This window comes from Aquiflexum gelatinilyticum (assembly GCF_024741135.1).
GTDB classification, from domain to species: Bacteria; Bacteroidota; Bacteroidia; order Cytophagales; family Cyclobacteriaceae; genus Cognataquiflexum; species Cognataquiflexum gelatinilyticum.
This window is the reverse complement of sequence record NZ_JANSUY010000001.1, coordinates 864,698-888,240: the sequence shown is the minus strand read 5'-3', so window position 1 is coordinate 888,240 and position 23,543 is coordinate 864,698. Positions and strand designations below refer to the sequence as shown.

The following is a 23,543-nucleotide window of genomic DNA, read 5'->3' as shown; positions in this document are numbered from 1 at the left end:
AAATAAGGGGATTACTCTAGAGTTTTTGAATGGAACCCAGGCAAGCAACCATAGGATCTTGTCAGGATCGTGCTCTAATCTCTTGCTTCTCGTCTCTTGCCTCCCGACTCTAGTTTCTCGCTTCTCGTCTCTTGCTTCTTTAATCGGGTTTTACCACTTCAAACCCATTTTTCCTCCAATCCACAATACCTCCACTGAGGTTATAGACTTTAGAAAATCCATTGTTCAAAAGAATATCTGCGGCTTGTCTGCTTCTGCCCCCTACTGCGCAATAGACATAGACTTCCTTGTCTTTGGGTAAGCTTTGGAGTTTTTCTTCAAATCCACTTTGGTATATATCGATCACATAGGCATCAGGAATGATTCCCTGGGCCACTTCCTCAGGAGTTCTCACATCCAAAACTATCCCATTTCCGGAAGCAATAAGATTTTTGAAAGTAACTGCATCGACTTCTTCCACTTTACCTGAGACCTCAGCGTTGTCAGAAGTTTTTGAATTGCAGCTGCCCAAGAAAGTAAGGGCGAAAAGGAAAATGACAAGGTATTTCATAGTGCTTGGGTTTTGGGATACAAATATACTTGAAAACCAAATTGACCTTTGCGGACAAAAGTCACAAAGAGAAGTCAAACCTCCCCCAAGGTCCTGATCAGCATGGCAATATCCTCTTCTGTGTTGTACAAATGGGCAGAAAAGCGGATGGCCTTGCCGCGGACTGAGACGTAGATTTTGTTTTCCTGCAGCTTTTGAAGCAGTGTCTCCTGAGAAATAGCAGGAGGCAATAAAAATCCAAAAAGGTGTTTTGCCCTGAATTCATCCTCTTCTACCCAATAGCCATTTTCTCTCAGGAAGGCTATCAAAGGTTGGGTAAGTTTATGGCAGTAAGATTGGATGTTTTCTGTTTTCCATTCTAAAATCTGCTCGACGGCCGCGTTCATCATCGGCAGCAGGATAAAGTTGCCGTATTCGCCGACATTGTATCGCCCTGCACCAGGAGCATAATCATCCACGTAATTGGTCAAGCCGGAAAAATTTTGGGCATTGCTTCTGTTGACCCAAGTTTCCTCCAATGGAATCCCATTATTGAAACACTCCGAATAATAGGCTAAACCGATCGAATAAGGCCCCATCAGCCATTTGTACCCTGCGCAAATCAGCGCATCAATCTGACATGCTTCCACATCGATCGGCAAAGCGCCAACAGACTGTGTTCCGTCCAAAATGAATATAGCATCATGCTCTTTACACTTCTTCCCAATTTCGGCAAGGTCAAAAAGTGTCCCATCCGTCCAATGTATCGTCGACATGAGAACTACAGCTGTATCATCATTGATTGCTTCAAGAATTGCATTATTCCATTTCTCACCTCTTCTTTCCAAAGTCTCAGGTGCTTTGATGGTTTGGAGGGATTTATGGTTGTCTCTGCACCATTTCTCAATCGCATAATAACCACTCGGAAATTCGTCAGAGACCACCAAAGCTGTGTTTCCGTTGTCTATAGGAAGGTTGTTGACCGCTGTACTCAATCCATAGGAAGCAGCGGGGATGATGGCGACTTGCTTTGCCTGACAGTTTACCAACTTCCCAAAATTGCTTTTGAGGATCTCGGCATTTTCAAAAAAGTCCTTTGGTTGGATATTAGTGGGATTTCTCTTTCGGATCAATGCCTCAATGCCGATTTCTTCCACTGACCGTAGCAAAGGCGACATGTAAGCGCCATTTAGATAATGGATGTCCTCAGGGAGTTGGAAAAGGTGTTTTTGGTTTTTCATAAGGTAGACACAAAGAAAGAAAATACAGCCCACAAAGACACGGAGGCACAAAGGAAAATTATAAATGTCTCTCGCAAAGACTCAAAGACGCAAAACGATAAAAAGCTCATTAAGACAAAGAGCCACAAAGAACATACGATTTTACTCACGCAAAGACGCAAAAGCGCAAAAGGAAAAAAAATAAAACTTTAAAGTCACATAATGGCTTGCGGCGGGAAAAACCTTCACTTGTCATTTCGAACGAAGAGAGAAATCTTTAAATTAAACCCAAAGACAGAAGGCAGTTTCAAAATATTTCCCTCAAAGACCCAAAGACCGAAACTGACAAACTATGGACTACCTACTATGGTTTTTAAAAACTCACTTTTTCCCAAAATTCATTTCCACAAAATCCATAAAACTACTCCAATCTTCCAAGGTAAGGTTGTGTCTACCTTCACGGATATGGTAGCCCGCATATGGTTGAATTATTGGCTCTTTTTGTTCCTCAAAATCTAATGGAAAATTAACTTCTTTGCCATAAATCAATGGATATATCCTACTTCCCAATTTGATAGAAAGGTACTCACCTTTGGGGTCTGCCCACCTGTCTTCCCTTGCACTGGAAAAATAAACCGCCCGTGGCGCGATCAATGAAACCAACATGTGTTGGTCGATTGGCAACATCTCTTCTTTGCCATTGAATGCTTTAAAATTTTCACTGAACCAAAAGGGGAAACCGTTATTGATCAAATGGACAGTCTCTCCAAACTTTCTCCTGGACAATGTCGCTCCTCCACAACCAGATTCATTTGAGACAGTAACTGCCCATCGGGTATCATTGGCTCCTGCCCAAAGGGCGGCTTTTCCTCCCCGAGAATGTCCTACCAAAATCGCTCTGCTAGCATCAATCAAAGGCTCATTTTCAAAATAATCCATCGCCCGCATTGCTCCCCAAGCCCATGCTCCCAATCCTCGCATTCCGTCTTTCTTACTCAATTGTTCAGGATAAAGTGTCTTAAGAATTCCCTCTGTAAATGTTTCAGGATCATCTGGGGCAACTGTATCTACATCAAATGAAGCAGTAGCATATCCTTTTTCAATCAAATCCACAATTGGCCAAAATCCTGTTTCACCCAGTTCGCTCAAAGGTTCTTGATACCTGTGGTTGATCAGCATAAAAACCGGATAAGGTCCTTTTCCTTTTTTGGGGATATATACATTCAAACGCATCTTATGGCTTTTGCCATTACGCATAACCAGAATATCAATCTCCTTAAAAATTGCTATATCAGGAAACGCATTATCCTTTTCCTTTACTTCAGAAAAAGAAATTGTATCAAAATCCTTTGGAACTTGTCCATAAATATTTTGCTCAAAAAGCCTCAAAATCTCAGGTCTCCGGATATTTTCCCAATCCTCGACGGTCAGTATCGGATTTCCCTTAAGGCTGACAAATGGATCAGGCAAGACCAGGTCAGGAACTTTGCTTTCGTCATAATTAGCAGGGATCTGTGCCATAAGGTTCATTGTTAAAGAGAGAAGCAAAAGGAGAAAACTGATTTTCGGTTTCATGTTGGCTTATTTAAAATGGCTGATTTCAGAGGTTTTGTATCCGATTCTAACTGCCCTAGCGGCAATGTTTTTGGCTCCAGGAATAGGCTCATGGTACAACCTCCATCGCTTCCCTCCTATTTCATCATCCACCTGATAGGCGATACTTGCTCCTTCGGTGGCAGAGGTCAAAGCCATTTTTCCTCCTGAATTTTCAAATACAACCTTTGCTGTCTCAGGCTGAACCATGCCCGGCCACATCATATTGACTAAATCAGATTCCGGCACAAATCCCAAATCTTTTACCTCCAATTGCCACTTGCTCAAGGCAGTACGCATTTCCATCAGCTTTTCCTTGTATTCAGGCAATTGGGCAAGGTTGTGGATTTCGTAAGGATCTTTGGCCAAATCATACAATTCTTCCTGCGGCTTGGTTTTCATGAAAATATAAGCCGCCCCTCCTGTCAACTTTCCTTCTTGTTCCATTTCTATCAACGCCTTGGTCATGTCAATCTGCTCCCGGTAGGCGTTTCGATAAATCAGCGGCAATTCCGGACGAAAATTCCTGATATAAACGAATCTCCCATCTATCACGGAGCGGCTCATGTCCACTGCTTCATCAAAACGGTCAGCAGAACCAAAGGCATATTGGTGTGGGTTTTTGATTTTGTATTTTCCCAAAAAAGCTTTGCCGTGCATGTACTCCAGCGGTTCAATTCCTGCCAATGACATCACCGTGGGTCCCAAGTCCATCAGTGAAACGATGTCTTCTACTTTTGTTCCGGCCATTTGCCCATTTGGCAGGCGGACGATCAACGGGACACGCAGTCCCGAATTCCCGACGGCTCGCTTTTGCCTCAGCAAAGGTCCGCCATGATCCGACCAAAAAAAGATGATGGTCTTTTCCAATAATCCTGCATCCTCGAGTTCCTTCAGCAATGTCCCGACCTGCTGATCAAGTTCCATGATATTGGAATAAACACGCCCGACGTCCTGTCTCACCACAGGCAAATCCGGGAAATAGGTGGGTATTTTGATATTCTGAGTATCTGAAAGCATTGGATCGGCTTTCTTTCCAAAAACCCGCGACTCATGGGTTATTTCATGGTTGAAAACAGCGAAGAATGGCTGACCGGGAGCCCGGTTTTTGTAATGTGCCTCCTTTCCGATTTCATCCCAAGCGGTTAAAGGGGAGTTGAATTGGTAATCGGTCTTGGCGGCATTGGTGGTGAAATAACCTGCAGCACGAAGGTATTCGGTAAAGACTTTGACAAATGGAGGGGGAACAGCCGCATATTCAGGGACATTTTTTCCATTGATGTCTTTCTGTTTGTAGTAGGTCTGGTATACCTCAGCCTCAGGTTCCCGGTAAGCATAATGAGGGCCTGTGCGCATATTATGAGTTCCGATACTCACAGGGTACATCGCCGTAATGATGCTGCTCCGACTTGGTGCACAGACCCCCGCTGTAGCGAATGCATTGGTAAACACAATCCCCTCCTTGGCTAATCGGCTGATATTGGGTGTTTTGATGCTGTTGTCACCATACACATCCAACAGCGGACTGATATCCTCCACCGAAATCCAAAGGATATTGGGCTTTTCGGGAGATTGGGAAAATGAGATTTGAGAAAAGTGAAAAAATAGGATTAATAAAAAAAGACGGATTTTCATGGTTTATTGGGTTTGTAAAGCAATAATATCCGTCAAATACTGAAAATAAACAAGTGCAAAACAAACAATTAAAAATCCTGCCTATTTATCCATTCGGATATTGGGCAGGATTTTTAATTCGATTTTTATTTGGAAGATGAAATTAAATTGTTCCTCTCGCTGAGACTCCTAAGCCACTGCTGATACTGTTTATTAAGAGTGACTTCATTCTTCCTAAATACCTTCGATGTTCAAAAAAAACCTCAAAAGTAACTGTTCTGCAAACTGCGACTGGAAACTGATCACTGAAAACTGAATACTTCCACCTACTCCTTCCAATCAACCTTAGCCTTCTTCACATCCCGAGAGTTTCCTCCGACCATGATTTCAAATTCACCCGGTTCCCAGGCAAAGTTCAGGTCAGAATTATAGAATTTGAGGTCCTCTGGCGTAATTTCAAAAGTTATGGTTTTGGTTTCACCGGATTTCAACAGCACTTTTTGAAAACCTTTCAATTCCATGACAGGTCTGGTCACTGAACCCACAACATCCCTGATGTACAATTGGACTACTTCCTTACCATCATACTTACCGGAATTGGTGAGTTCCACACTTACAGTCAATGTTTGGTCGCCTTGGAGAGCAGTTCCGCTTAATTTGATTTCACCATAATTGAAATCGGTGTAGCTAAGACCAAATCCAAAAGGAAATAACGGTTCATTGGAAACATCGAGGTAATTGGATCGGAATTTTGAGAACCACTGTCCTTCACCAAGTGGTCGGCCGGTATTCTTGTGGTTGTAATAAATTGGGATCTGACCGACATTTTGGGGGAAAGTAGCGGAGAGTTTACCGGATGGATTGACATCTCCAAACAACACATCGGCGATGGCATCCCCCGCCTCACTTCCTGCAAACCATACATTCAGGATCGCAGGCACATTTTCTTCTTCCCAAGTCAAAGCCAAAGGCCTTCCCGTAAACAAGACCATCACAACAGGCTTGCCCGTTTTGAGCAATGCCTTCAATAAATCCCTTTGATTTTCGGGAAGTTCGATATCAGTCCTGCTGGATGATTCGCCTGACATCTCCGCCGATTCACCCAAAGCTGCCACGATGACATCTGCATTTTTTGCAGCGGCCAAAGCTTCCTGAATGAGCATCTCTGCCGGGCGGTTGTCCCGGTAAGTTGGTTTTCCAAAAATGCTGACCCTGGATTCCAATAAAGAATCGGCCACCACATTGGCACCTTTGGCATAAATGACATTTGCTTTGTCTCCAACAGCTTTCCTCAATCCTTCAGACAAAGAAACAGCTTGGTCAAATCTTCCTGCCACACTCCAAGTTCCGGCCATATTCTCCTTGTTGTCGGCAAGCGGCCCAATGAGGGCGATGGTTCCTTTCTTTTGGATAGGTAAAATATTGTCTTTGTTTTTGAGCAACACAAAAGATTGGGCAGCAATTTCTCTTGCAACTTGACGGTGTTCCGCATTAAACACTTCCTTCTTTGTACGCTCAGGATCGGCATACCTGTATGGATCATCGAACAAACCAAGCTTGTATTTGGCAATCAGTATCCTCCGGCAAGCATCATCTATCTGTTTTTCTGTTATTTTTCCCTCATCCAAAGACTGCTTTAGCGTGGTCAAAAAACCTTCTCCCACCATGTCCATGTCTACACCTGCCTTGAGTGAAAGTTCTGATACTTTTTGCAGGTCACCAATTCCATGTTCAACCATTTCATTGATAGAAGTGTAGTCAGTCACCACAAAACCATTGAAACCCCATTGGTCCCTCAGGACATCCGTCATCAGCCATTTATTGGCTGAGGCAGGTACGCCTTCGATTTCATTGAAAGATGTCATCACCGATCCAACTCCGGCATCCACCGCGGCTTTATAGGGTAAAAAGTATTCATTATACATCCTGATGCGGCTCATGTCGACAGTGTTGTAATCCCTTCCTGCTTCCGGTGCACCGTACAAGGCAAAGTGCTTGACACAGGCCATAATCGTGTTGTTCAGGCTGAGGTCATCTCCCTGATAGCCTTTGACCATTGCTTTGGCAATCTGTGCGCCTAGGTATGGATCCTCACCACTACCCTCAGATACCCTTCCCCATCTTGGGTCACGGGAAATATCCGTCATCGGCGAAAAAGTCCAGTTGATCCCATCTGCACTAGCTTCGATGGCAGCGATACGTGCCGATTTCTCTACCAATTCCATATCCCAAATACTTGACATTCCGATCGGAATCGGGAAAAGGGTTTCGTATCCGTGGATGACATCCATCCCAAAAATCAATGGGATTTTCAGACGGCTTTCTACTACCGCAATTTTTTGAACAGCCCTTATTTTTTCAGCGGTTTTGATATTGAACAATCCACCTACACTTCCTGCTTTGATCTTTTCTGCGATATTAGAACTCGAAGCCAAACCTGTGGTAAAATCTCCGGAGGCGGGAAGATTCAGCTGCCCGATTTTTTCTTCCAAAGTCATGATGGCAATGATAGAATCGGCTTTATGGGTATACATTTCCTCCAAAGACATGTCGCCTTTCGATGGATTACAAGCCAATACCAAAGTGAATGCCGCCGGGTAAATCAAAAGCTGAAGAAATCTTTTCATCTTGATGGTTATTTTAAGGTGTGCTAAACAAAATCTTACTACATAGAATACCAATCTAATATCGGGATTTATAGAGGCATTTCCTTTATCAATTTTTTGAAATGCTGAAGATCCATTAATATTTAAACCCAAGCTTATCCAATCCAGCACGAACTTCCTGATCCTTCATAAACAAATCCCATAATAAACCAGATCGGTGATTTTCTATCATGATGATAATCGGACCTTGGTCTATGGCCAAATACGAATCGGCGTACCACTGTTCGGAAATATTGAATGCATCATAAAATCCGTATTGTCCCCAAAGCTTTTCTCCCATTTTGTAATAGAAAAATTGGAGCGCCTTCATGGACTCGGTCGGCGTGTAAGGAAAAGAGGACAAAGCCGCGGTGGGCGAAATCACCCCAAGGTCATTTGTCGGAGAATGGGCGTTATATCCGAGATGGTTATCACTTGCTGTCAATCCCCAACTTGACTCCGAGTAACCTGCAAAACCAAGTGGATTGCTGATGGCATGGGCTTGGTTGATTCGGGAATGGTTTACATTCTGGATCCAATAATTGGCATATTGGTCAGAAAGGTTTCTGGGATCCAATCCGAGAAACGAATAATGGGCAAAAAAGAGAGGCCCGCCAAAATCATATCCCAATGGCAAAGGAATCTGATAAAACATTTTTCCATTTCTCATGGCCCCGTTGTTTGCCCAGCCTTTTTCATACACTGACAAATCAATGGGATGCGTCGGTGAAGCTGCTCCCAAAACATAGACAATGAGTGATTCGTTGTATCCACGGATGGGTAGGTTCATGTCCCAACCAAATTCCGGTGACCAATGCCAATACAAAATATCCTGACCTCCGCGGGTGTACCAATCCCACTCCACACCCCGCCATAGCACATCTATTTTCTCGGTCAAAGAATTTTCCGAATGAATACCTGGATTCAAATAGGCCTTGACAGTCAATAATCCCTGTACCAACAATCCTGTTTCTACCAAATCCCCTCCGTTGTCTTTGGCACTGAAAGGGATTACTTTTCCGGTATTCCCATCCATCCAATGGGCCCAAGCGCCATGGAAGCGGTCTGCCTGCCCAAGAAAATCTGTGATTTTGACAATCCTTTCAATGCCCTGTTGGCGGGTGATGAATCCTCTTTCTATCCCTACCAAAATAGCCATCAAGCCAAATCCTGTTCCTCCAGAAGTCACAAGATTTCCTGAGGTGTTCCTTTCCCTTGCCATACCGCTGTTGGGATGGGCAAAATCCCAAAAATACCGGAAGGTTTGCTCCTGTACTTTAGTGAGCAATTCTTCTTCAGAAATAACAGGAAAAGCATTGTCCGGGCGATGACTTGTGAAGAATTCTTTTTTTACTCCGGCAAATCCTTGACCTTCGGCACCTTTCAATGCATTGGATATTTCGAAAGTGAACTTGGTCAAATCATTCAATAGCGCTGAACTAGTAATAGTAACTTTTTTGTCATTATCGGAAAAAGCAAATTGAAGATTCGGTACGGAAGCACCAGTAATTTTGGTGGCTGAAATCAAAGATTGTTGGTGGACAGGACCGGAAAAATCTATGTTCAGCGAAAAATTCAAAGGAACATTGACTGTCTTGCCTGTTTTGGTTTGTTCGGAATTTTCAAAAACCAAAGAAAGAATCTGAAGGTCTCCTGCATTGGTTTTGAATTTGATTTCTTTACCAGCAAATGTACTATTGTTAGTTCCTTTAATACCTCCTGATATAGAAATGGTATATTCTGTGTTTGTTTTCAGGATACCTACAGGGAAAATCACAACGTTTTTATTCCCGGAATTAAAGCTAATGCTAATGTCTACTGCTTGGTTATTTTCAAGAAGAAAAATAGAATTTGCAGCCGTAGATGGATCTATAGGTAAAGAAAAACCCAAAGTAATGGGACGGTCAAAAGGTAGATTCTCGGAGATTGTCCCAGTCAGATTAATCTGTATGTCTCCGATTTCTACTTTATCAAGTGTTAATGCTGTAGCATCCGTTTCTTTTTCATCACAACTGAAAATCAAAAGGACATAAAATAAAAAAAGGAGCTTTTTCATAAACGAAGACAGAAAAATGAGGATTCCTGACTTTAGGAATCCTCATTCAATTAATAGAAACTTGTGTTAAGATTATGGTTTTTCGGCTGCGATGATGGTTTGGATTTCTGTTTGGGTAAGCGCCTTATTGAAAATTCGGAGCTCATCAAACAAACTTCCATCTGACAAGTGTCCCCATTCAGTAAATCTGGGTGAACCGGAAGCTATAGAAAGGATATTACATCCTGCCCAACTCACACCTGAAAAATTACCTTGGCTAGCCACCTGTCCATTGATGTATACAGCACAACTGCTTCCTGAGATGGTGAATGCCACGTGCGCCCACTCTCCGGCTGCAGGATCGATATCTGCAGCAGGACCTCCATCAAACCAATTGTCTGATGAACCATTGCCTACATTCAGTTTTACTCTTTGTTTGCCACCCGCATTTTCCCTAAATAATCTGAAACCTCCTGTTCTGTTGTTCATATTATTTGGATTATTAGTGTCCGGTGGACCCATCACCATGATCCCTGCACGGTCAGGTGATCCATTTACTTTATACCAAAATACAGCACTGAATTCAGGGTTCTGCAAGTTTGTAGTTGGGAATGCGATATTGGCATTGTTAGCTCCTGAATAAGCCATTCCAATTACCCCTCCGGCAAATCCCGGATTACCGTTTACAGTCGGATTGGTGATAGTGACCAATTCCGTGTAATCTCCATCAAATGGAAGGTAGAAAATTTCCCCATCATATACAGGAGTATAAGGTTCCACTTTTTCAAAATTGACCGTTTTGGTGGTCGTTTTTCCGGAGGTATCTTTTCCTGTAATGGTCAGGACATGGTTGCCATTGGAAAGATTTGGATAAGTGTAGGTTTTGACAAATCTTCTGAAATCCAAGAATTCCTCAAATGAAGCAATTTGCGTCCCATCCAAACTTACTTGGATAGATTCGATTTCGATGTCATCCAAGATTTCAAAATTGATGTTTATCGGAGTGACGTCCTCCACTACCCTTATCAAAGTACCTTCAAGAGGAAAACTGATATTCACCTCCGGAGCAGTTACATCCGGTCCCGGATCAACCCTTACTATTTCATCTATGTAACTATCGGTACAGCCAAAGCTGACCAAAAGCAATCCTATGATTGATAATTTTATATTTTTCATTTTTTCAGATTTTTGATTGACAAATTTCTATCCCTGATTTGAAGCTCCTTTGATTTGCGGCAATATATCTTGCTGCTCAAGAGGATAAGGCAGGAACCTATGGATATTCAACTGGAAGTTTCTGCCATCATAATTCAACTCTGTAGTACGTCCATGTCTTACCAGATCATAGAATCTGATACCCCACTCTGTACCAAACTCCGCATATTTTTCATCCAAAACTACGTCAAGGTTTGCTCCTGAAATGGGATTCAACCCTACTCTCGCCCTTACCTCATTGACGGCGGCATCAGCTGATCTCACCGAACTGTTTGCTCCGCTGACCAATGCTTCTGCATGCATCAGCAAGATTTCCGAATACCTGATGACAGGAAGATTTTTATTTTCACCATAGGTAAATCTTCCTTGGGTCAGTTGGGTAGAAGGCAAATAAAACTTACCACTTAAGAAAAGGTACCTTGGGTGGTTGTTGAATACATCACCATCAGGTGTCACATTGGAAACCCAGCTTGGCAAAGTGGCAAAGTTTGGATCTGCCTGAATGGCCGCCATGCCGGCAGGAGTAAATAAGACTGAAGTCTGAATTCTTTCCTGCTCTCCTCTCTGAAGCATAAACTTGATGTATTTCTGGCTTGGCTCCCAGAAACCCCATCCTCCACCTGCACCTGATCTTGCCGGAGTCCAGCTTGCCGGTCCAAAGAAATCCCATAGATAACGTGTCGAAGTACCTGTCGGTGTCCCAAAATCAGAGTATTGAAGTTCCAGAACATTTTCATTATTTAATTTTCCCGGAATTTTGAACAATTGGTAGTAATCAGGCTCCAGTTCAAACAAACCACTACTGATGACCTGTCCGGTGGCATCTGCCACAGCTTGGTAATCTTTCAATTCCAGATTGGCCATTGCCTTGACCGCCAAAGCTGTAAATCTGGTGATACCACCTCTTACATCAGAACGCTGATTGGGATGGACTGCAGGCAACAGTGGAATAGCTTCATCCATCTGCTCCGAAATATGCTGCATTACTTCCTGGAATGTAGACACCTCCACGTTGAACAAATCACTTGGCTGGGAAGATCTTGTAATCAGGATATTGCCCCAAAGTCTTGCCAGCTGAAGCAATTCAAATGACCTCATTACTTTGATTTCAGCAATGTACTGCTGCGCAGTAGTGGCACTTGCACCGGCGTCTTGGTATTTTTGGATTTCTTCCATGGCACCATGCCAATAAAGCAGATCAGTGTAAAGGTTTAGCCAAGTCGAATTGTACATCCAAAAATTTCTATTGTATCTGAATGCATCTGTTTCTAGCAATGGAAACTGATCTCCAGCTGCATTGACATCATCTCCTCTTACAGCTATGATAGGAAGTGTTTCCCACTGAAGTGAATTCAATTCAGCATAGGCACCATATAGCATCAAGACCATATTTTCAGACTGAGTATAGTCAGTGTTCTCTGCTATAATCTGGTTTTCTAGGGGTTCGTCCAAGAGATCTGAACAGGAAGTGGTGAAGAAAATCACCATTGCCATGGACAGTATATATTTTATATGTTTTGAAGTTCTCATGATTTTTTCGGTTTAGAGTTTGATATTCAGACCCAAAGTATAGATGGCAGGAATCGGATACACCTGACGGTCAATTCCATTTGCCACCTCTGGATTAAACCCGTTGTAATTGAAGATCGTCAGCGGTCTTTCTGCGGTAAAGGTCACCCTTGTATTTGGCATCAATAGGCCAAAAAGCTGCTTTTCTAGAATAGAATAGGATAATCTGACATTTTGGATTCTGAAGTATGAACCGTCTTCAACAAAATAGTCACTCATATTCTGGTTCCAACCTTTTCTCAAACCTGCTGCAGAAGGGTATTTGTTTGAAGTACCTTCGCCTCTCCACAAGTTTTCGATCAATTCGGCATCAAGGTTGGTATCGTTTGTAAATATGATTTCCCCTCTTTTCCTGTTAAGGATATCATAACCTGACTGTCCTTGGATCAAAGCTGCAAAATCAAAGTTTTTGAAGGTGAAACCCATATTGAAGCCATAGGTCAATTTTGGTAAAAAGGAACCTAACACCACCCTATCCTGGTCATTGATGACTCCATCACCGTTTTGGTCTTTGAAATTGAAATCTCCTGGTACCAAATTGGTAGAAGCGATAAATTCAGGCGTGTAGCCACTGTTGTTGATCTGCTCTTGATTTTGAAAAACACCATTGACCTGATAACCATAAAAGGCTTGAAAAGGCTGACCGATGATCGATCTCTGTCGGAATTCGGCAGAACCGCCATCCAAGCCATCTGCTCCACCAAGTCCCCGGACCTCATTCTTCAATGTGGCGAAATTACCACCAATGAAATAAGAGAAATTTTCGTTCAATCTGGTTTCCCAATTAAGGGTTACTTCTATTCCTTGGTTCCTGATTTCACCTACTGACCTTCTTTCGGTAGCTCTGAAAACAGGCGGAATGATACTGACAGCAAGGTTTCTAGTGTCACGGATAAAATAATCCATCTCAAGAGAAAGTCTGTTTTCAAAGAATCTTGAAGTCAATCCAAAGTTCTGCTCCACAGTAGTTTCCCATTGATCGATCAAGTCAAAAGTTGGGTTCAGATTTCTACCGATAGTCAATACATCGTTGATGGCTGTGTTGGTTTCACCCAATGTCGGTGCACCTACTGAAGGTCGGATGCCATCATTACCAAGCTGTCCCCAAGATGCTCTCAGCTTGAGAAAGTCTATACCACTGACATTGAAAAAATCCTCAGAGGACAATACCCAACCGGCACCTATAGTGGCAAAATTACCCCATTTCTTTTGAAATTTATTATTACCATCTCTTCTGAAAGTTCCATAGACCAAGTACTTGTCATCGAAATTGTAGGCTAACCTAGCAAAATAAGACATGAAGAATAATCGGGAATTGATGGTATTTCCACCCCCATCACCTACATCGTTGATGTCGATATTTGTGGCATTGTCAATATACCAAAAGTGCTCCCGGCTTCTGTCCGGAATTGGCGTGATGCCTGTACCTCGGGCAAAGAGGATTTCGCTGTATTCACTCCGGAATGATTGACCTACCACAGCGGTGATATTGTGCTTATCAAAGTTATCGGTGTAAGTGAAGAAGTTATCCCAAATCTGATCAAAGCCTGAGAAATTCTGTCTTCTGATGGAAGATTGAAAAGCTGTCACTCCATCATTATAATCAAATCCGACATTCCTGGTATTGACTACTTCCAAACTGTAATTGTATGCAGTTTTGAAAGAAAGCTTGCTTGGGATAATCTCTATGTTTCCATAAATATTTCCCAAAACCTTTCCGATTTGATTTCTATTGTCCGAATACAATAAGCTATAGAATGGGTTTTGATTTCCCCTGTATCCGATCTGTTGCGCATTCGACAGTTGGAATGGTGATGCATTCGCATTGAGGGGGTCAAAAACAGGAATGATCGGAACAGCAAAATAAGACCTAAACCATGCTCCATCATCTCCATTGAATTGTTGGGCGACGCTGAAATTGAAATTAGTCCCAACAGTTAAACGGTCATTTATATCTGAATCAATTTTTGTTCTAAAATTGATCCTTTTGAATTCGTTTCTTGTATCGTTAAGAAGGCCTTTTTGGTCAAAATAACTTGCTCCTATGGAGTACCTTGTCTTTTCACCACCTCCATTGAAAGAAAGATTGTGATTTTGGATGGCGGCCGGACTCATGATTTCCGCATACCAATCTGTATTGACGTCAGGAAGGTTGGGATCGATACGGCTTCTGCCATATCGTTGCATGGCATTGTTGACAAAAGCGATGTCCGCAGGTGCCCCTGTTTCATTTACATATTGGACAAACTGCTGTGTATTGGCCATTTTCAATACATTCTGAGGAACCTGCATCCCATAGTAGCCATCGTAGACGATTTCGGTTTTTTGGTTATATCCGCCGGATTTGGTCTCAATCAAAACCACCCCGTTAGAAGCCCTGACACCATAGATTGCTGAAGCAGAAGCGTCTTTCAAAACAGAAATGGTTTCGATGTCATTTGGATTAAGAAAGTCAATGTTTTCGAAAAACATGCCATCTACCACATAAAGTGGTGCTGCATTACCTTCAAAGGAACCTACCCCTCTAACCCTAACTGTCGGACTTGCACCCGGTGCTCCATTGCTGACAATCTGAACACCTGCCACACGTCCCTGCAAAGATTGCATAGCATTGGCTGCAGGCGTTTTTACGATCACATCTGATTTGATGGTGGTGATGGCAGAGGTAAGGTCCTTTTCCCTCAATGCACCATAACCTATGACTACAAATTCTTCCAAAGAATCAGTGTCTTGGACAAGATTGACATTGATAATATTGGAAGTGCCGATGGTAACTGATTGCTTGACAAATCCCACAAATGAGAAAACCAAAACATCACCCTGCTCTGCCAAGAGGGAATATTTGCCATCAATGTCGGTAACCGTCCCTGTTCCTTTTCCTTCAAGTAGTACGGTCACACCTGGCAATGGCAACCCTAAATCATCATATACAATCCCTGAAACAGTAATTTCCACTCTTTCGGAACTCACCATCGGCTTTGGCGTGGTCTCCTTTCTGACGTCTATGTTGTTATTGATTTGACGAAAAGAAAGGGTTGTCTGTACTGCTGCTTCTTTTAAAAACTCTTCAACTGTCCCTTCCTTTTGGGTGAGGACAATTGGAATCGAAGCATCAACATCTCTTTTGTCAAAAGAAAACCTGAAAGAAGTCTGACCTTCTATTTGCTTAAAAAACTGACCGAGGCTGTAAGACTTCTTTTGGAAATTGATACTTACCTCATCTATGCTTTTGTATTGTCCGTTGGCATTTGTAGCAAATGTAAAATTGAGTACAAGCAACTGGACAATAAACCCGTATAGGAAGAATTTGGATAACATATATATTATCTTCTGTAGATTATTTTTCATATTATTGAAAGGTTTATTGAATTGAACTATTCACTAAGCATGGTGATTTGATGGTTTCATTCCCCAATGTTTTACATCAAAAAACCAAATCGGGCCGATAGATTTCCCAATCTGTCGGCTTTTTTTATGAGCTGTCTTTTTTTACCATAGTTTGTTAAAATATCATTTCTACATTTTTACCATTTATTTTGTATTTGAATTTTTCAATAAATGCCATACTGTTAAGTACATTTTCTAATATTTGATTTTGGTATTCGCCGGAAAACTTCCAGGTCACTTTATCTGAATTGACCAACTTGATCTCTACACCATACCAATCCTCCAATGCGCTAACAACCTCAGGAAGACCCGCATTCTGAAAAATGATTTTCCCTTCCTTCCAGGCAAGAACATTTTCAGCTTTGAATTTTCTGACTGTCCTTTTTCCTGATTTTCTATCATCGAGAAACTCCAATCCGGGTTCAAGAAAGAATTCCACTCTAGAAATCTCCTCCTCTACTTTCACTTTTCCAGTGATTAAAGAAACTTGTAAGCCTGAGGTTTCTTTGGCCTTTAGGTTAAAGGATGTCCCCAAAGCGGTGGTTACAAAACCGTTTGACACAATCCGAAAGGGTCTTAAGCTGTCTTTCTCGATTTCGAAAAAAGCCTCACCTTCCATTTTTACCAGCCTCTGATCTGCCCCAAATTTTTCGGGATAAGCTATGGTCGAACCTGAGTTGAGCCAGACCCTTGTCCCGTCAGGAAGTGTAAAACTCAATTTTTCTCCTTTGGCTATGTTTTTTACCAAAGTCGGAATGACTTCCTCAACTATTTCTTCTGACTTTTCGAGGTTTGATTTCAAAAAATACATTGGAATCGAAAGGGAAATAAACAAGATAGCCGCGATTCTCGGCACCTGACCAAACTTGTCCCAAAGTCCCTTCTTCTGTGTATTCTGAACGCTTCCAACAGACATTTGCTTTTTGGTTTCAATCTCGTAGTCTTTCAAAATTTTGGATAAAATATCTTCCTTGACACCGGCCTCAGGTTTGATTTTCCCAAAATCTATTGAAGATATGATTTCCTTTGCTGCCAAAATATCCTGAAATGCTTCAGGATTGGCCTCCATCCACATTTCCCAATATTCATCCAAATCTTTATCAGATTCCTTGACCCATCGAACGAATTCAGGGTTGGTCAAGAAAAATTCAATTTTGCTCATATTGATGATCCCTACTTTAAACCAAAAGAAAAAAAAAGCTCAAATGACACCTATCTTTCCTAAAAAAATTAAAAAAATTTGAACGAAGGTTTAACCTTTTTTAGGAACATATGCCACCAACCAATTACTAAAAATACTTAAATACAAAAAGTATGTGCTTATAATCTTTGGGATTATTCTTACTAAAATCACTGATTTACTTTGGTAAAAATTCTGTTATTCCTCAAAAAACCTATTTTAACACCTCTCTCAAAAAATCCAATGCCTTATAGATCAGGTTTCTTGCGGATTTGATATTTTCAAGACCCATGATTTCCTGAATCTGTTGGTAGCTTAATCCTTCATAAAAAAAATAATAAATCACTTCCTTCTTTCTTGGACTGAGTTTTTTGACAGCAAGGTCCAATTTCATAACCTGTTCCTCATCTATCTGTCTGTTGATCAGATGGTGTTCATGAGAAAAGTTGAATGAAAAAAAATAATTGTCATTGATGTCTTCAAGGTTGGAGTACCATTTACCCGATTCCTTGATGATCTTTCTTTTGAGGCATTTGAAAAGGTAAAACTTGATATTATCGGTGTTTCCAAGGTTATTTCTTCCTTTTCGCAATTCAATAAAAAGATCCTGAATAGAATCCTTGACCAAGTCTTTGTCTTTGGTAATCCTCAGCCCATAAGCATAAAGCCGATCAAAATTGCTTTCATATATTTTTATAAATGCAGACTCATTTCCGGATTTAAAAAGGTTCCAAATTGAAGCATCATCAGCTAAATGCCCATTGTCCTTGGAAAAGGAGAAAGGGTTTTCAAATTCTCTGCTATTTTGGAGGTCTTGCATTTTGGGTTTACTCTGAATAATATTTAAAGTTAAAGGTATTCATATAGATTAAAAAAGTTAGGCTTATTTTAATCTTTCTTCCAAGACCATTACCTGCCCATCTGCCTTCAGTCTAGCTTGGATTTTTTCGTAAGTCAAATCCTGAACCGCCATATTTCCGTCAATCGCCAATGCTGCCGCTGTAGCCGCTGATTGTCCCAAAATCATAAAAACAGGTTCCATTCTAATGGAGCCGAATGCGGTATGGGAACTTGAGACGCAGACAGGAACCAAAAGATTTTCGCATTCTTGTTTTTTAGGAACAATGGTTCCATAAGAAATGCTGTAAGGATTCTCGGGATGAACGCCGATATCACCCTCGTTCTGAACGAATCCCTCCTCGGTCACAAAACGCTGTACATTGTGTGAATCCAGGGAGTAAGAGCCCATGCCTACAGATTTTGGCACCTCTTTTCTTCCCAACACATCATGTTCGGTCATCACATAATCTCCGATCATGCGTCTTGCTTCACGGACATAAATCTGATGTGGCCAATTTCCGTTATCCATAAATTCATCTTTTGCCAATCCCCATTTTGATATTTCTTCCTTCACCTTGGCAGGTACTTTTTGGTCATTTGCCAAGAAATACATCAATCCTTTTTGGTAATCTTCATGCTCCTTGATCATCATTTTCCTTTCTTCATAACTGGCTTCTGGATAGCTGTAATTCTTCCCGATATAATCAGTACTGAAAGGACCATGGTTATTGGTGTCGGTTTTTAGATTGGGAATGTCATCAAACTTGTCAAAAGTCTCATCCCAGCCACTTTCAAAAACCCGGGCTAAAAGCTCATATCGTTTAGGATCATAATTCTCCGGTTTTGGAAAAGGAACCCGGTTATCGGGATGCTGACTCAGCGCCATGCGGAAATTATATGCCTGTAGGCGCTGATCCCCCTCACCGTTTTTTCCAGGTGGAAAATCAGAAATTTCAGGCAAAAGTCCACTATTGGGATCATCAGGGATGACGTAAGGACTCACAGGTTCCTTGAAATAATGCCTGTGTTGGAATACTCCGACCTGAACTCCATTCCATGTTTCGCCATAGGTTTCATTGGATTCCCTTCCTACATGATAACTGACGCCTGCCGCAGCCATCAGATCTCCTTCATAAGTCGCGTCGATAAATACTTTTCCTTTGAAGGTTTTTTCTGAAAGCGTTTTGAAGGAAATGATTTTTCCTTTTTCTTTTACGACACCGGTTTCCCTGTCCAGCCATTCATCCCTTAGGACAGTGATTTCATGTTCTCTGACAAAATCTTCAAAAACCATCTCCGCTACATGCGGTTCAAAAATCCACATTGTTCGGGCATTGCCATCGATGGCCGGAGTTCCTTGTCCTTTGTTACCATAATCTTCCCTTTTTTGCCATTTCCAAGCCGAATCATTTTGGTAGTGCATATAAACCCGATGGTAAAACTCTCTTGACAAACCTCCGATCACAGATTTGTCCCCTGTATCGGTAAAGCCCAATCCGCCGGCTGACAATCCTCCAAGGTGAATATCAGGTGAAACTACAATCACTGTTTTTCCCATCTTTTTTGCTTGAACAGCCGCAGTGATTCCTGCCGAAGTACCACCGTAAATGATAAGATCGGCTTCGTAAGAAGAATCGTTTTCTGATTTACAGCCAGAAAACACTATCAGAAGAATTGCTATTAGGAGATTGAGGGTTTTGGACATTGGTTATTAGGTTATTGGTTAATGGTTACTTCGACTGCGCTCAGAACAAGTAATTGGTTAAATGTTTAGGGGTTAATTGGATTACAGTTTTTTGATTTTGATTTCTTTGAATTCAACTCCTTGGCCTTCAGCCTGCAATCCAATATATCCGGATTTCAAAGGCCTGTCTTCTTCAAATAAATCACTTTGATATCCATTGGCCACACCTCCGGAAAGCTTTTGATGTGGTTTTGTATATTGAAGAACAGTATCGCCATTGACCAGGTGAAAAACCAAAGAATCCCCATAAACAATAAGTTCTGCCTTGACCCATTCGTCCCAAGGAAAAGTGGCAGAATTGGAATTGATGCAATGTCGCGGATCGGACTCTCCTTCAAAATAAACTTGGGTGCCGGGAGAACACATATTTCCAGTTGGTCGAGGTTTGCCATCTTCGGCATCGGCCAACATCTGATACTCTACCGAAACAGGCCAATCTTGATCTTTGAGTATGGTTTTGGGATCTTGGGAATGAAACATGACACCACTGTTTCGAAAAGTAAAATCCGGAGCATCAGCCATCCATTGGTCGGTAAACCGATATTCCCATTTGAGATGAAAGGATGAAAAGGGCTCTTTGTAGAATAGATGTCCATATTTTTCCTCAAAAACTTCATATTGGTCATAGTTAACCTGAATCGATCCATCAACGACCCTAAAGGTTTCACCGAAATTGTCGCCTACCTCATGTTTGTGGAATTTAGGAATCCATCCGTTTAGACTTTCTCCATCAAAGAGGGATTGCCATGATTCTGATTCACTTTCATTGGTTTTGCTTTCTCCACATGACAACACGGTCATAATTATTATTGAAGATAAAGTAAGATTTATTGACCTGTTCATTTGTTGGGGTTTTGGGGAGAAGATACAAAATTTATTTCAGAGGCATTATTGATAGCAAATCCTGTTTCTGAACTTCAACATCATGGTTTGCGGTCTTACTTAAATAAGGAATCAGAAGCGCCATATGGAAAGAATCGATAACCACGAATTTTGTCCCTCAACACCTTAAAATTGAAAATGCTCATAAAGGGAATATATGGTTCAAATTATTCCAAATTAACCGGCTCGGAAAACAATATTTTTCGATTGGTTTATTGTTTTTGACCGAAGGCGAAATAAATAGTCCAACGATTTCTCTGATCAATGTTGGTTTCGGAATAAGATAAGCAGGCAGACCGCTAAATCTTTTGATCCAAAAATAAAGTCACTAAAGCACCGAGTATTAAGGATTCAGAAAAAACACAGAACCAGAATGAGAACTGAATCTGTATCGTCAAATAACCGCTGTCCATAGTTGAAAAAATTTCAAAACATCAAATTTCTGGTAAATGAAAGGAACTGCATTACCAAATAATTATTGGGGTTAAATAAAAAACCACATAGCTATTGCTGTTACAGAAAAAATCAAAACCATAAATCAATCAATTTTACAACCCAGAAAAATCTTCCAAATATCTAATCTTCTTTTCAAATGAAATTTTCGTTGACCACCTTCCAAAAAATTTCAGGAGTCAAAGGTTTAGAAATAAATTCCTTAACTCTAGGGACTTTTGCAGCCCTATTGAGATCATCTGGATTAATACTTGTCGTAAGCATGGCTACAACAGCCCTGTCATGAATATCTTTGGATAGTTCATTATACTTTTCCATAAAATCCCAGCCTGACATGCCTGGCATGTTGATGTCCAAAAATATAATGCCCGGTCTTGGACAATTTGAATATCGACCTTTGCAAAGCAGAAAGTCAAGTCCTTCTTTGGCAGAGGACACTGATTGTACAGGCAACCCAGCCCATTCTTCCTCTACTATAAGCGTATGGTAAAAGTTTGTGGCATGATCGTCATCAATTAACAATACGCAATCCAAATTTTTGATTTTTTTACTCATTTTCTTTTCTCAATTGTGAAATTAAAAGAACTCCCAACATCTTTTTTTGAGTTAACCCAAATTCTTCCACCGTGCAATTCAACTATTTTTCGGCAGTAGGCAAGACCCAGTCCGGTACCTTCATATTCTTCCACAGAATGTAACCTTTGGAAGATCAGAAATATTTTTTCATAATCATCTTTATCTATTCCGATGCCATTGTCTTTTATGCAAAACTGATAATGAGAACCTGATTCTGTAAAAGAAACCTGAACTATTGGCGGAACATCCGGTTTATTGAATTTCAAACCATTTCCTATTAAATTTTGGAAAAGCATCCTGAGCTCCACTTGATTTCCTTGAACCACCGGTAATTCACCAACTTCAATACTTCCATTGACTGTTTTCAACGCCATTCCAAAATCCAAAGTAATCATATGTACAAGTTCGTGAATATCTACATCTGTTAATTCCCTTTTATTTCCTATTCTGCTAAATTCCAAAAGCCCTTTAATAAGGTTGATCATTCTTACGGTAGCCGTTGATACATATTCTAAAATTTTTTTTCCTTGATCATCAAAAGTTGAATAGTACTTTTTCTTGATCAGCTGGTTCATATTTCCAATAGTTCTAAGTGGCTCTTGAAGGTCATGGCTTGCAATACTGGTAAACCGCTCCAATTCTCTGTTTTTAACTTCAAGATGGGTGTTTAGTTTTTCAAGTTGGATTTTATGCTCTGACAGCTCTTTTTTTTGGACATCTAATTCTTTCACAGTTTCAAAAAGCTTATAGGCATTTTCTGACAACTGTTTGTTGATTTTTTCAATACTTGAAAAACTGCTCTTGGCAATAAAAACAAGGATTACACATACCCAAATTACAACCAAAGAAATAATAACATTCAATTTTGATAGTTCATTATCGCTCCTACCTATCCCATCTGTATGAATTGCAGAGATTATAGTGAGCAAAGTACATATCAATGCAGCAAAAATCGTCGAGTATTTTCCAGGCAATAACCAGCTGTATAAAATCACCATACAATACATACTCGCTACCGCTATTGTTAGGTCTGTGTTGAAATCCACAATGAACACTATACCTGCAATCACTCCAGCAATGAAAATCAAAGCAGCGTTTTGTAAATACAACATTGATTGGCGGTTGGAAAGCATTATTTTGGCCTATTTTTCAGCAGTTCTTTTAACTCAGAAATCTCCGCTTCATACTGCTTCAATTGTTTTTCCAGTTGATAAGTTTTCAACTCATCCTCCGGTCTTTCTTCTATTAATTTTGGTAATTCTCTAATGAGCATAAGCGCCGTTGCCATGCTTACCAGGGCAGTCATTACCCTCAAGAGTGCACTTAGTCTATATCCAGGCCACCAAAACATCACGGCATCCATCAAATGTGTACTTCCACAGAGGATGATAAAAGCCCCGAATAACCAAAAAACAGGTAAAAATGGAAGGTTGTGTCTTTTTTGGACGAAAAAAATAATGATAGCCGGAATTACAAAATATGCCAACCAGATTGCTATATCACTTGTAATATAAATCCAACCATGAAAAGATGACCACTTTCCACAAACCCACCTCGCAGGCCAATCCTCAGCGGAAAATAGTTTAGAAATAAATTCTCCTACCTGTTCCATAAGCTATTTTTGGTTTAGTTTAAATAAATATAAAGACTTTTGGATAAAGTTGGCCATAAAATCAACTAAAAAACCACTGTTCAAATGAAACACTGGTTTTTCTTTTAATCCATATTGCAACAATATTTCAAAGAATCTTACCATTATATATGCAAGACTTGTTCTTGGCAAATATGTCTTTACTTTTGGGTTTCCATTGATGGTTCAATTTAGTCAGGATCGTTTTGGTTCAGGAGGACCACAATGCGGGTTCCATGAAAAAGAAGCAAATTATTCAGGATAATCAACCCTAGTCTCCGGCAAAAAAATGATATTTTTTAGAATAATGGTCAATCCATTTTGCTGAGGCTTAAAAATAAATGAGCAGGTATAATTCAAAATCCTTTGATAAATCATTTAAAATCAATTCATAAACACTGATATAACATCTATCAAATTGATGGAAAGGA

Annotated in this window: 16 protein-coding genes; all 16 read right to left on the bottom strand. The window is 40.8% G+C overall.

Features of this window, described 5'->3' with window-relative positions; translation table 11 throughout:
- Positions 1 to 139 precede the first annotated feature (139 nt).
- Positions 140 to 550 (bottom strand): rhodanese-like domain-containing protein, encoded by a 411-nt coding sequence (locus NU887_RS03765; protein ID WP_258422011.1) that lies wholly within the window; start codon positions 548 to 550, stop codon positions 140 to 142.
- 74 nt (positions 551 to 624) lie between these two features.
- Positions 625 to 1,770, bottom strand: coding sequence for an aminotransferase class V-fold PLP-dependent enzyme (locus NU887_RS03760; protein ID WP_258422010.1), 1,146 nt, complete (start codon positions 1,768 to 1,770; stop codon positions 625 to 627).
- 360 nt (positions 1,771 to 2,130) lie between these two features.
- Positions 2,131 to 3,324 carry an alpha/beta hydrolase family protein gene (locus NU887_RS03755; protein WP_258422009.1) on the bottom strand — a complete coding sequence of 398 codons (1,194 nt, stop codon included), beginning with the start codon at positions 3,322 to 3,324 and terminating at the stop codon, positions 2,131 to 2,133.
- A 6-nt stretch (positions 3,325 to 3,330) separates the two neighbouring features.
- A complete protein-coding gene (locus tag NU887_RS03750) occupies positions 3,331 to 4,977 on the bottom strand; it encodes a sulfatase family protein (RefSeq protein ID WP_258422008.1) in 1,647 nt (548 codons plus the stop codon).
- 305 nt (positions 4,978 to 5,282) lie between these two features.
- A complete protein-coding gene (gene bglX, locus NU887_RS03745; protein WP_258422007.1) occupies positions 5,283 to 7,583 on the bottom strand; it encodes a beta-glucosidase BglX in 2,301 nt (766 codons plus the stop codon).
- A gap of 115 nt (positions 7,584 to 7,698) precedes the next feature.
- A complete protein-coding gene (locus NU887_RS03740; protein WP_258422006.1) occupies positions 7,699 to 9,657 on the bottom strand; it encodes a glucoamylase family protein in 1,959 nt (652 codons plus the stop codon).
- 72 nt (positions 9,658 to 9,729) lie between these two features.
- On the bottom strand, positions 9,730 to 10,812 hold the full coding sequence (locus NU887_RS03735; RefSeq protein ID WP_258422005.1) for a LamG-like jellyroll fold domain-containing protein: 1,083 nt from the start codon (positions 10,810 to 10,812) through the stop codon (positions 9,730 to 9,732).
- Between the two features lie 27 nt (positions 10,813 to 10,839).
- Positions 10,840 to 12,381 (bottom strand): RagB/SusD family nutrient uptake outer membrane protein, encoded by a 1,542-nt coding sequence (locus NU887_RS03730; protein ID WP_258422004.1) that lies wholly within the window; start codon positions 12,379 to 12,381, stop codon positions 10,840 to 10,842.
- A 12-nt stretch (positions 12,382 to 12,393) separates the two neighbouring features.
- Positions 12,394 to 15,768 carry a SusC/RagA family TonB-linked outer membrane protein gene (locus NU887_RS03725; RefSeq protein ID WP_258422003.1) on the bottom strand — a complete coding sequence of 1,125 codons (3,375 nt, stop codon included), beginning with the start codon at positions 15,766 to 15,768 and terminating at the stop codon, positions 12,394 to 12,396.
- A 154-nt stretch (positions 15,769 to 15,922) separates the two neighbouring features.
- Positions 15,923 to 16,969 carry a FecR family protein gene (locus NU887_RS03720; protein WP_258422002.1) on the bottom strand — a complete coding sequence of 349 codons (1,047 nt, stop codon included), beginning with the start codon at positions 16,967 to 16,969 and terminating at the stop codon, positions 15,923 to 15,925.
- A gap of 232 nt (positions 16,970 to 17,201) precedes the next feature.
- Positions 17,202 to 17,807 (bottom strand): RNA polymerase sigma factor, encoded by a 606-nt coding sequence (locus NU887_RS03715; RefSeq protein ID WP_258422001.1) that lies wholly within the window; start codon positions 17,805 to 17,807, stop codon positions 17,202 to 17,204.
- Positions 17,808 to 17,870: 63 nt separating this feature from the next.
- Positions 17,871 to 19,532, bottom strand: a complete 1,662-nt coding sequence (locus tag NU887_RS03710; protein WP_258422000.1) for an FAD-dependent oxidoreductase — start codon at positions 19,530 to 19,532, stop codon at positions 17,871 to 17,873.
- A gap of 81 nt (positions 19,533 to 19,613) precedes the next feature.
- Positions 19,614 to 20,414 (bottom strand): 3-keto-disaccharide hydrolase, encoded by an 801-nt coding sequence (locus tag NU887_RS03705; RefSeq protein ID WP_258421999.1) that lies wholly within the window; start codon positions 20,412 to 20,414, stop codon positions 19,614 to 19,616.
- Between the two features lie 627 nt (positions 20,415 to 21,041).
- Positions 21,042 to 21,461, bottom strand: a complete 420-nt coding sequence (locus NU887_RS03700; RefSeq protein WP_258421998.1) for a response regulator — start codon at positions 21,459 to 21,461, stop codon at positions 21,042 to 21,044.
- On the bottom strand, positions 21,458 to 22,594 hold the full coding sequence (locus NU887_RS03695; protein ID WP_258421997.1) for a sensor histidine kinase: 1,137 nt from the start codon (positions 22,592 to 22,594) through the stop codon (positions 21,458 to 21,460). The genes NU887_RS03700 and NU887_RS03695 overlap by 4 nt, the downstream gene beginning before the upstream one ends.
- A 20-nt stretch (positions 22,595 to 22,614) precedes the next feature.
- Positions 22,615 to 23,094: a hypothetical protein gene (locus NU887_RS03690; RefSeq protein WP_258421996.1), complete on the bottom strand. Its 480-nt coding sequence runs from the start codon at positions 23,092 to 23,094 to the stop codon at positions 22,615 to 22,617.
- Positions 23,095 to 23,543: the final 449 nt, after the last annotated feature.

Excerpts from the sequence above, each read along its gene's own strand:
- NU887_RS03695 (WP_258421997.1), bottom strand. The coding sequence starts at position 22,594 with ATGTTGTATTTACAAAACGCTGCTTTGATTTTCATTGCTGGAGTGATT.
- NU887_RS03690 (WP_258421996.1), bottom strand. The coding sequence starts at position 23,094 with ATGGAACAGGTAGGAGAATTTATTTCTAAACTATTTTCCGCTGAGGAT.
- NU887_RS03715 (WP_258422001.1), bottom strand. The coding sequence starts at position 17,807 with ATGCAAGACCTCCAAAATAGCAGAGAATTTGAAAACCCTTTCTCCTTT.
- NU887_RS03765 (WP_258422011.1), bottom strand. The coding sequence starts at position 550 with ATGAAATACCTTGTCATTTTCCTTTTCGCCCTTACTTTCTTGGGCAGC.
- NU887_RS03740 (WP_258422006.1), bottom strand. The coding sequence starts at position 9,657 with ATGAAAAAGCTCCTTTTTTTATTTTATGTCCTTTTGATTTTCAGTTGT.
- NU887_RS03730 (WP_258422004.1), bottom strand. The coding sequence starts at position 12,381 with ATGAGAACTTCAAAACATATAAAATATATACTGTCCATGGCAATGGTG.
- bglX (WP_258422007.1), bottom strand. The coding sequence starts at position 7,583 with ATGAAAAGATTTCTTCAGCTTTTGATTTACCCGGCGGCATTCACTTTG.
- NU887_RS03755 (WP_258422009.1), bottom strand. The coding sequence starts at position 3,324 with ATGAAACCGAAAATCAGTTTTCTCCTTTTGCTTCTCTCTTTAACAATG.
- NU887_RS03710 (WP_258422000.1), bottom strand. The coding sequence starts at position 19,532 with ATGTCCAAAACCCTCAATCTCCTAATAGCAATTCTTCTGATAGTGTTT.
- NU887_RS03760 (WP_258422010.1), bottom strand. The coding sequence starts at position 1,770 with ATGAAAAACCAAAAACACCTTTTCCAACTCCCTGAGGACATCCATTAT.
- NU887_RS03735 (WP_258422005.1), bottom strand. The coding sequence starts at position 10,812 with ATGAAAAATATAAAATTATCAATCATAGGATTGCTTTTGGTCAGCTTT.
- NU887_RS03705 (WP_258421999.1), bottom strand. The coding sequence starts at position 20,414 with ATGAACAGGTCAATAAATCTTACTTTATCTTCAATAATAATTATGACC.
- NU887_RS03725 (WP_258422003.1), bottom strand. The coding sequence starts at position 15,768 with ATGAAAAATAATCTACAGAAGATAATATATATGTTATCCAAATTCTTC.
- NU887_RS03720 (WP_258422002.1), bottom strand. The coding sequence starts at position 16,969 with ATGAGCAAAATTGAATTTTTCTTGACCAACCCTGAATTCGTTCGATGG.
- NU887_RS03750 (WP_258422008.1), bottom strand. The coding sequence starts at position 4,977 with ATGAAAATCCGTCTTTTTTTATTAATCCTATTTTTTCACTTTTCTCAA.
- NU887_RS03700 (WP_258421998.1), bottom strand. The coding sequence starts at position 21,461 with ATGAGTAAAAAAATCAAAAATTTGGATTGCGTATTGTTAATTGATGAC.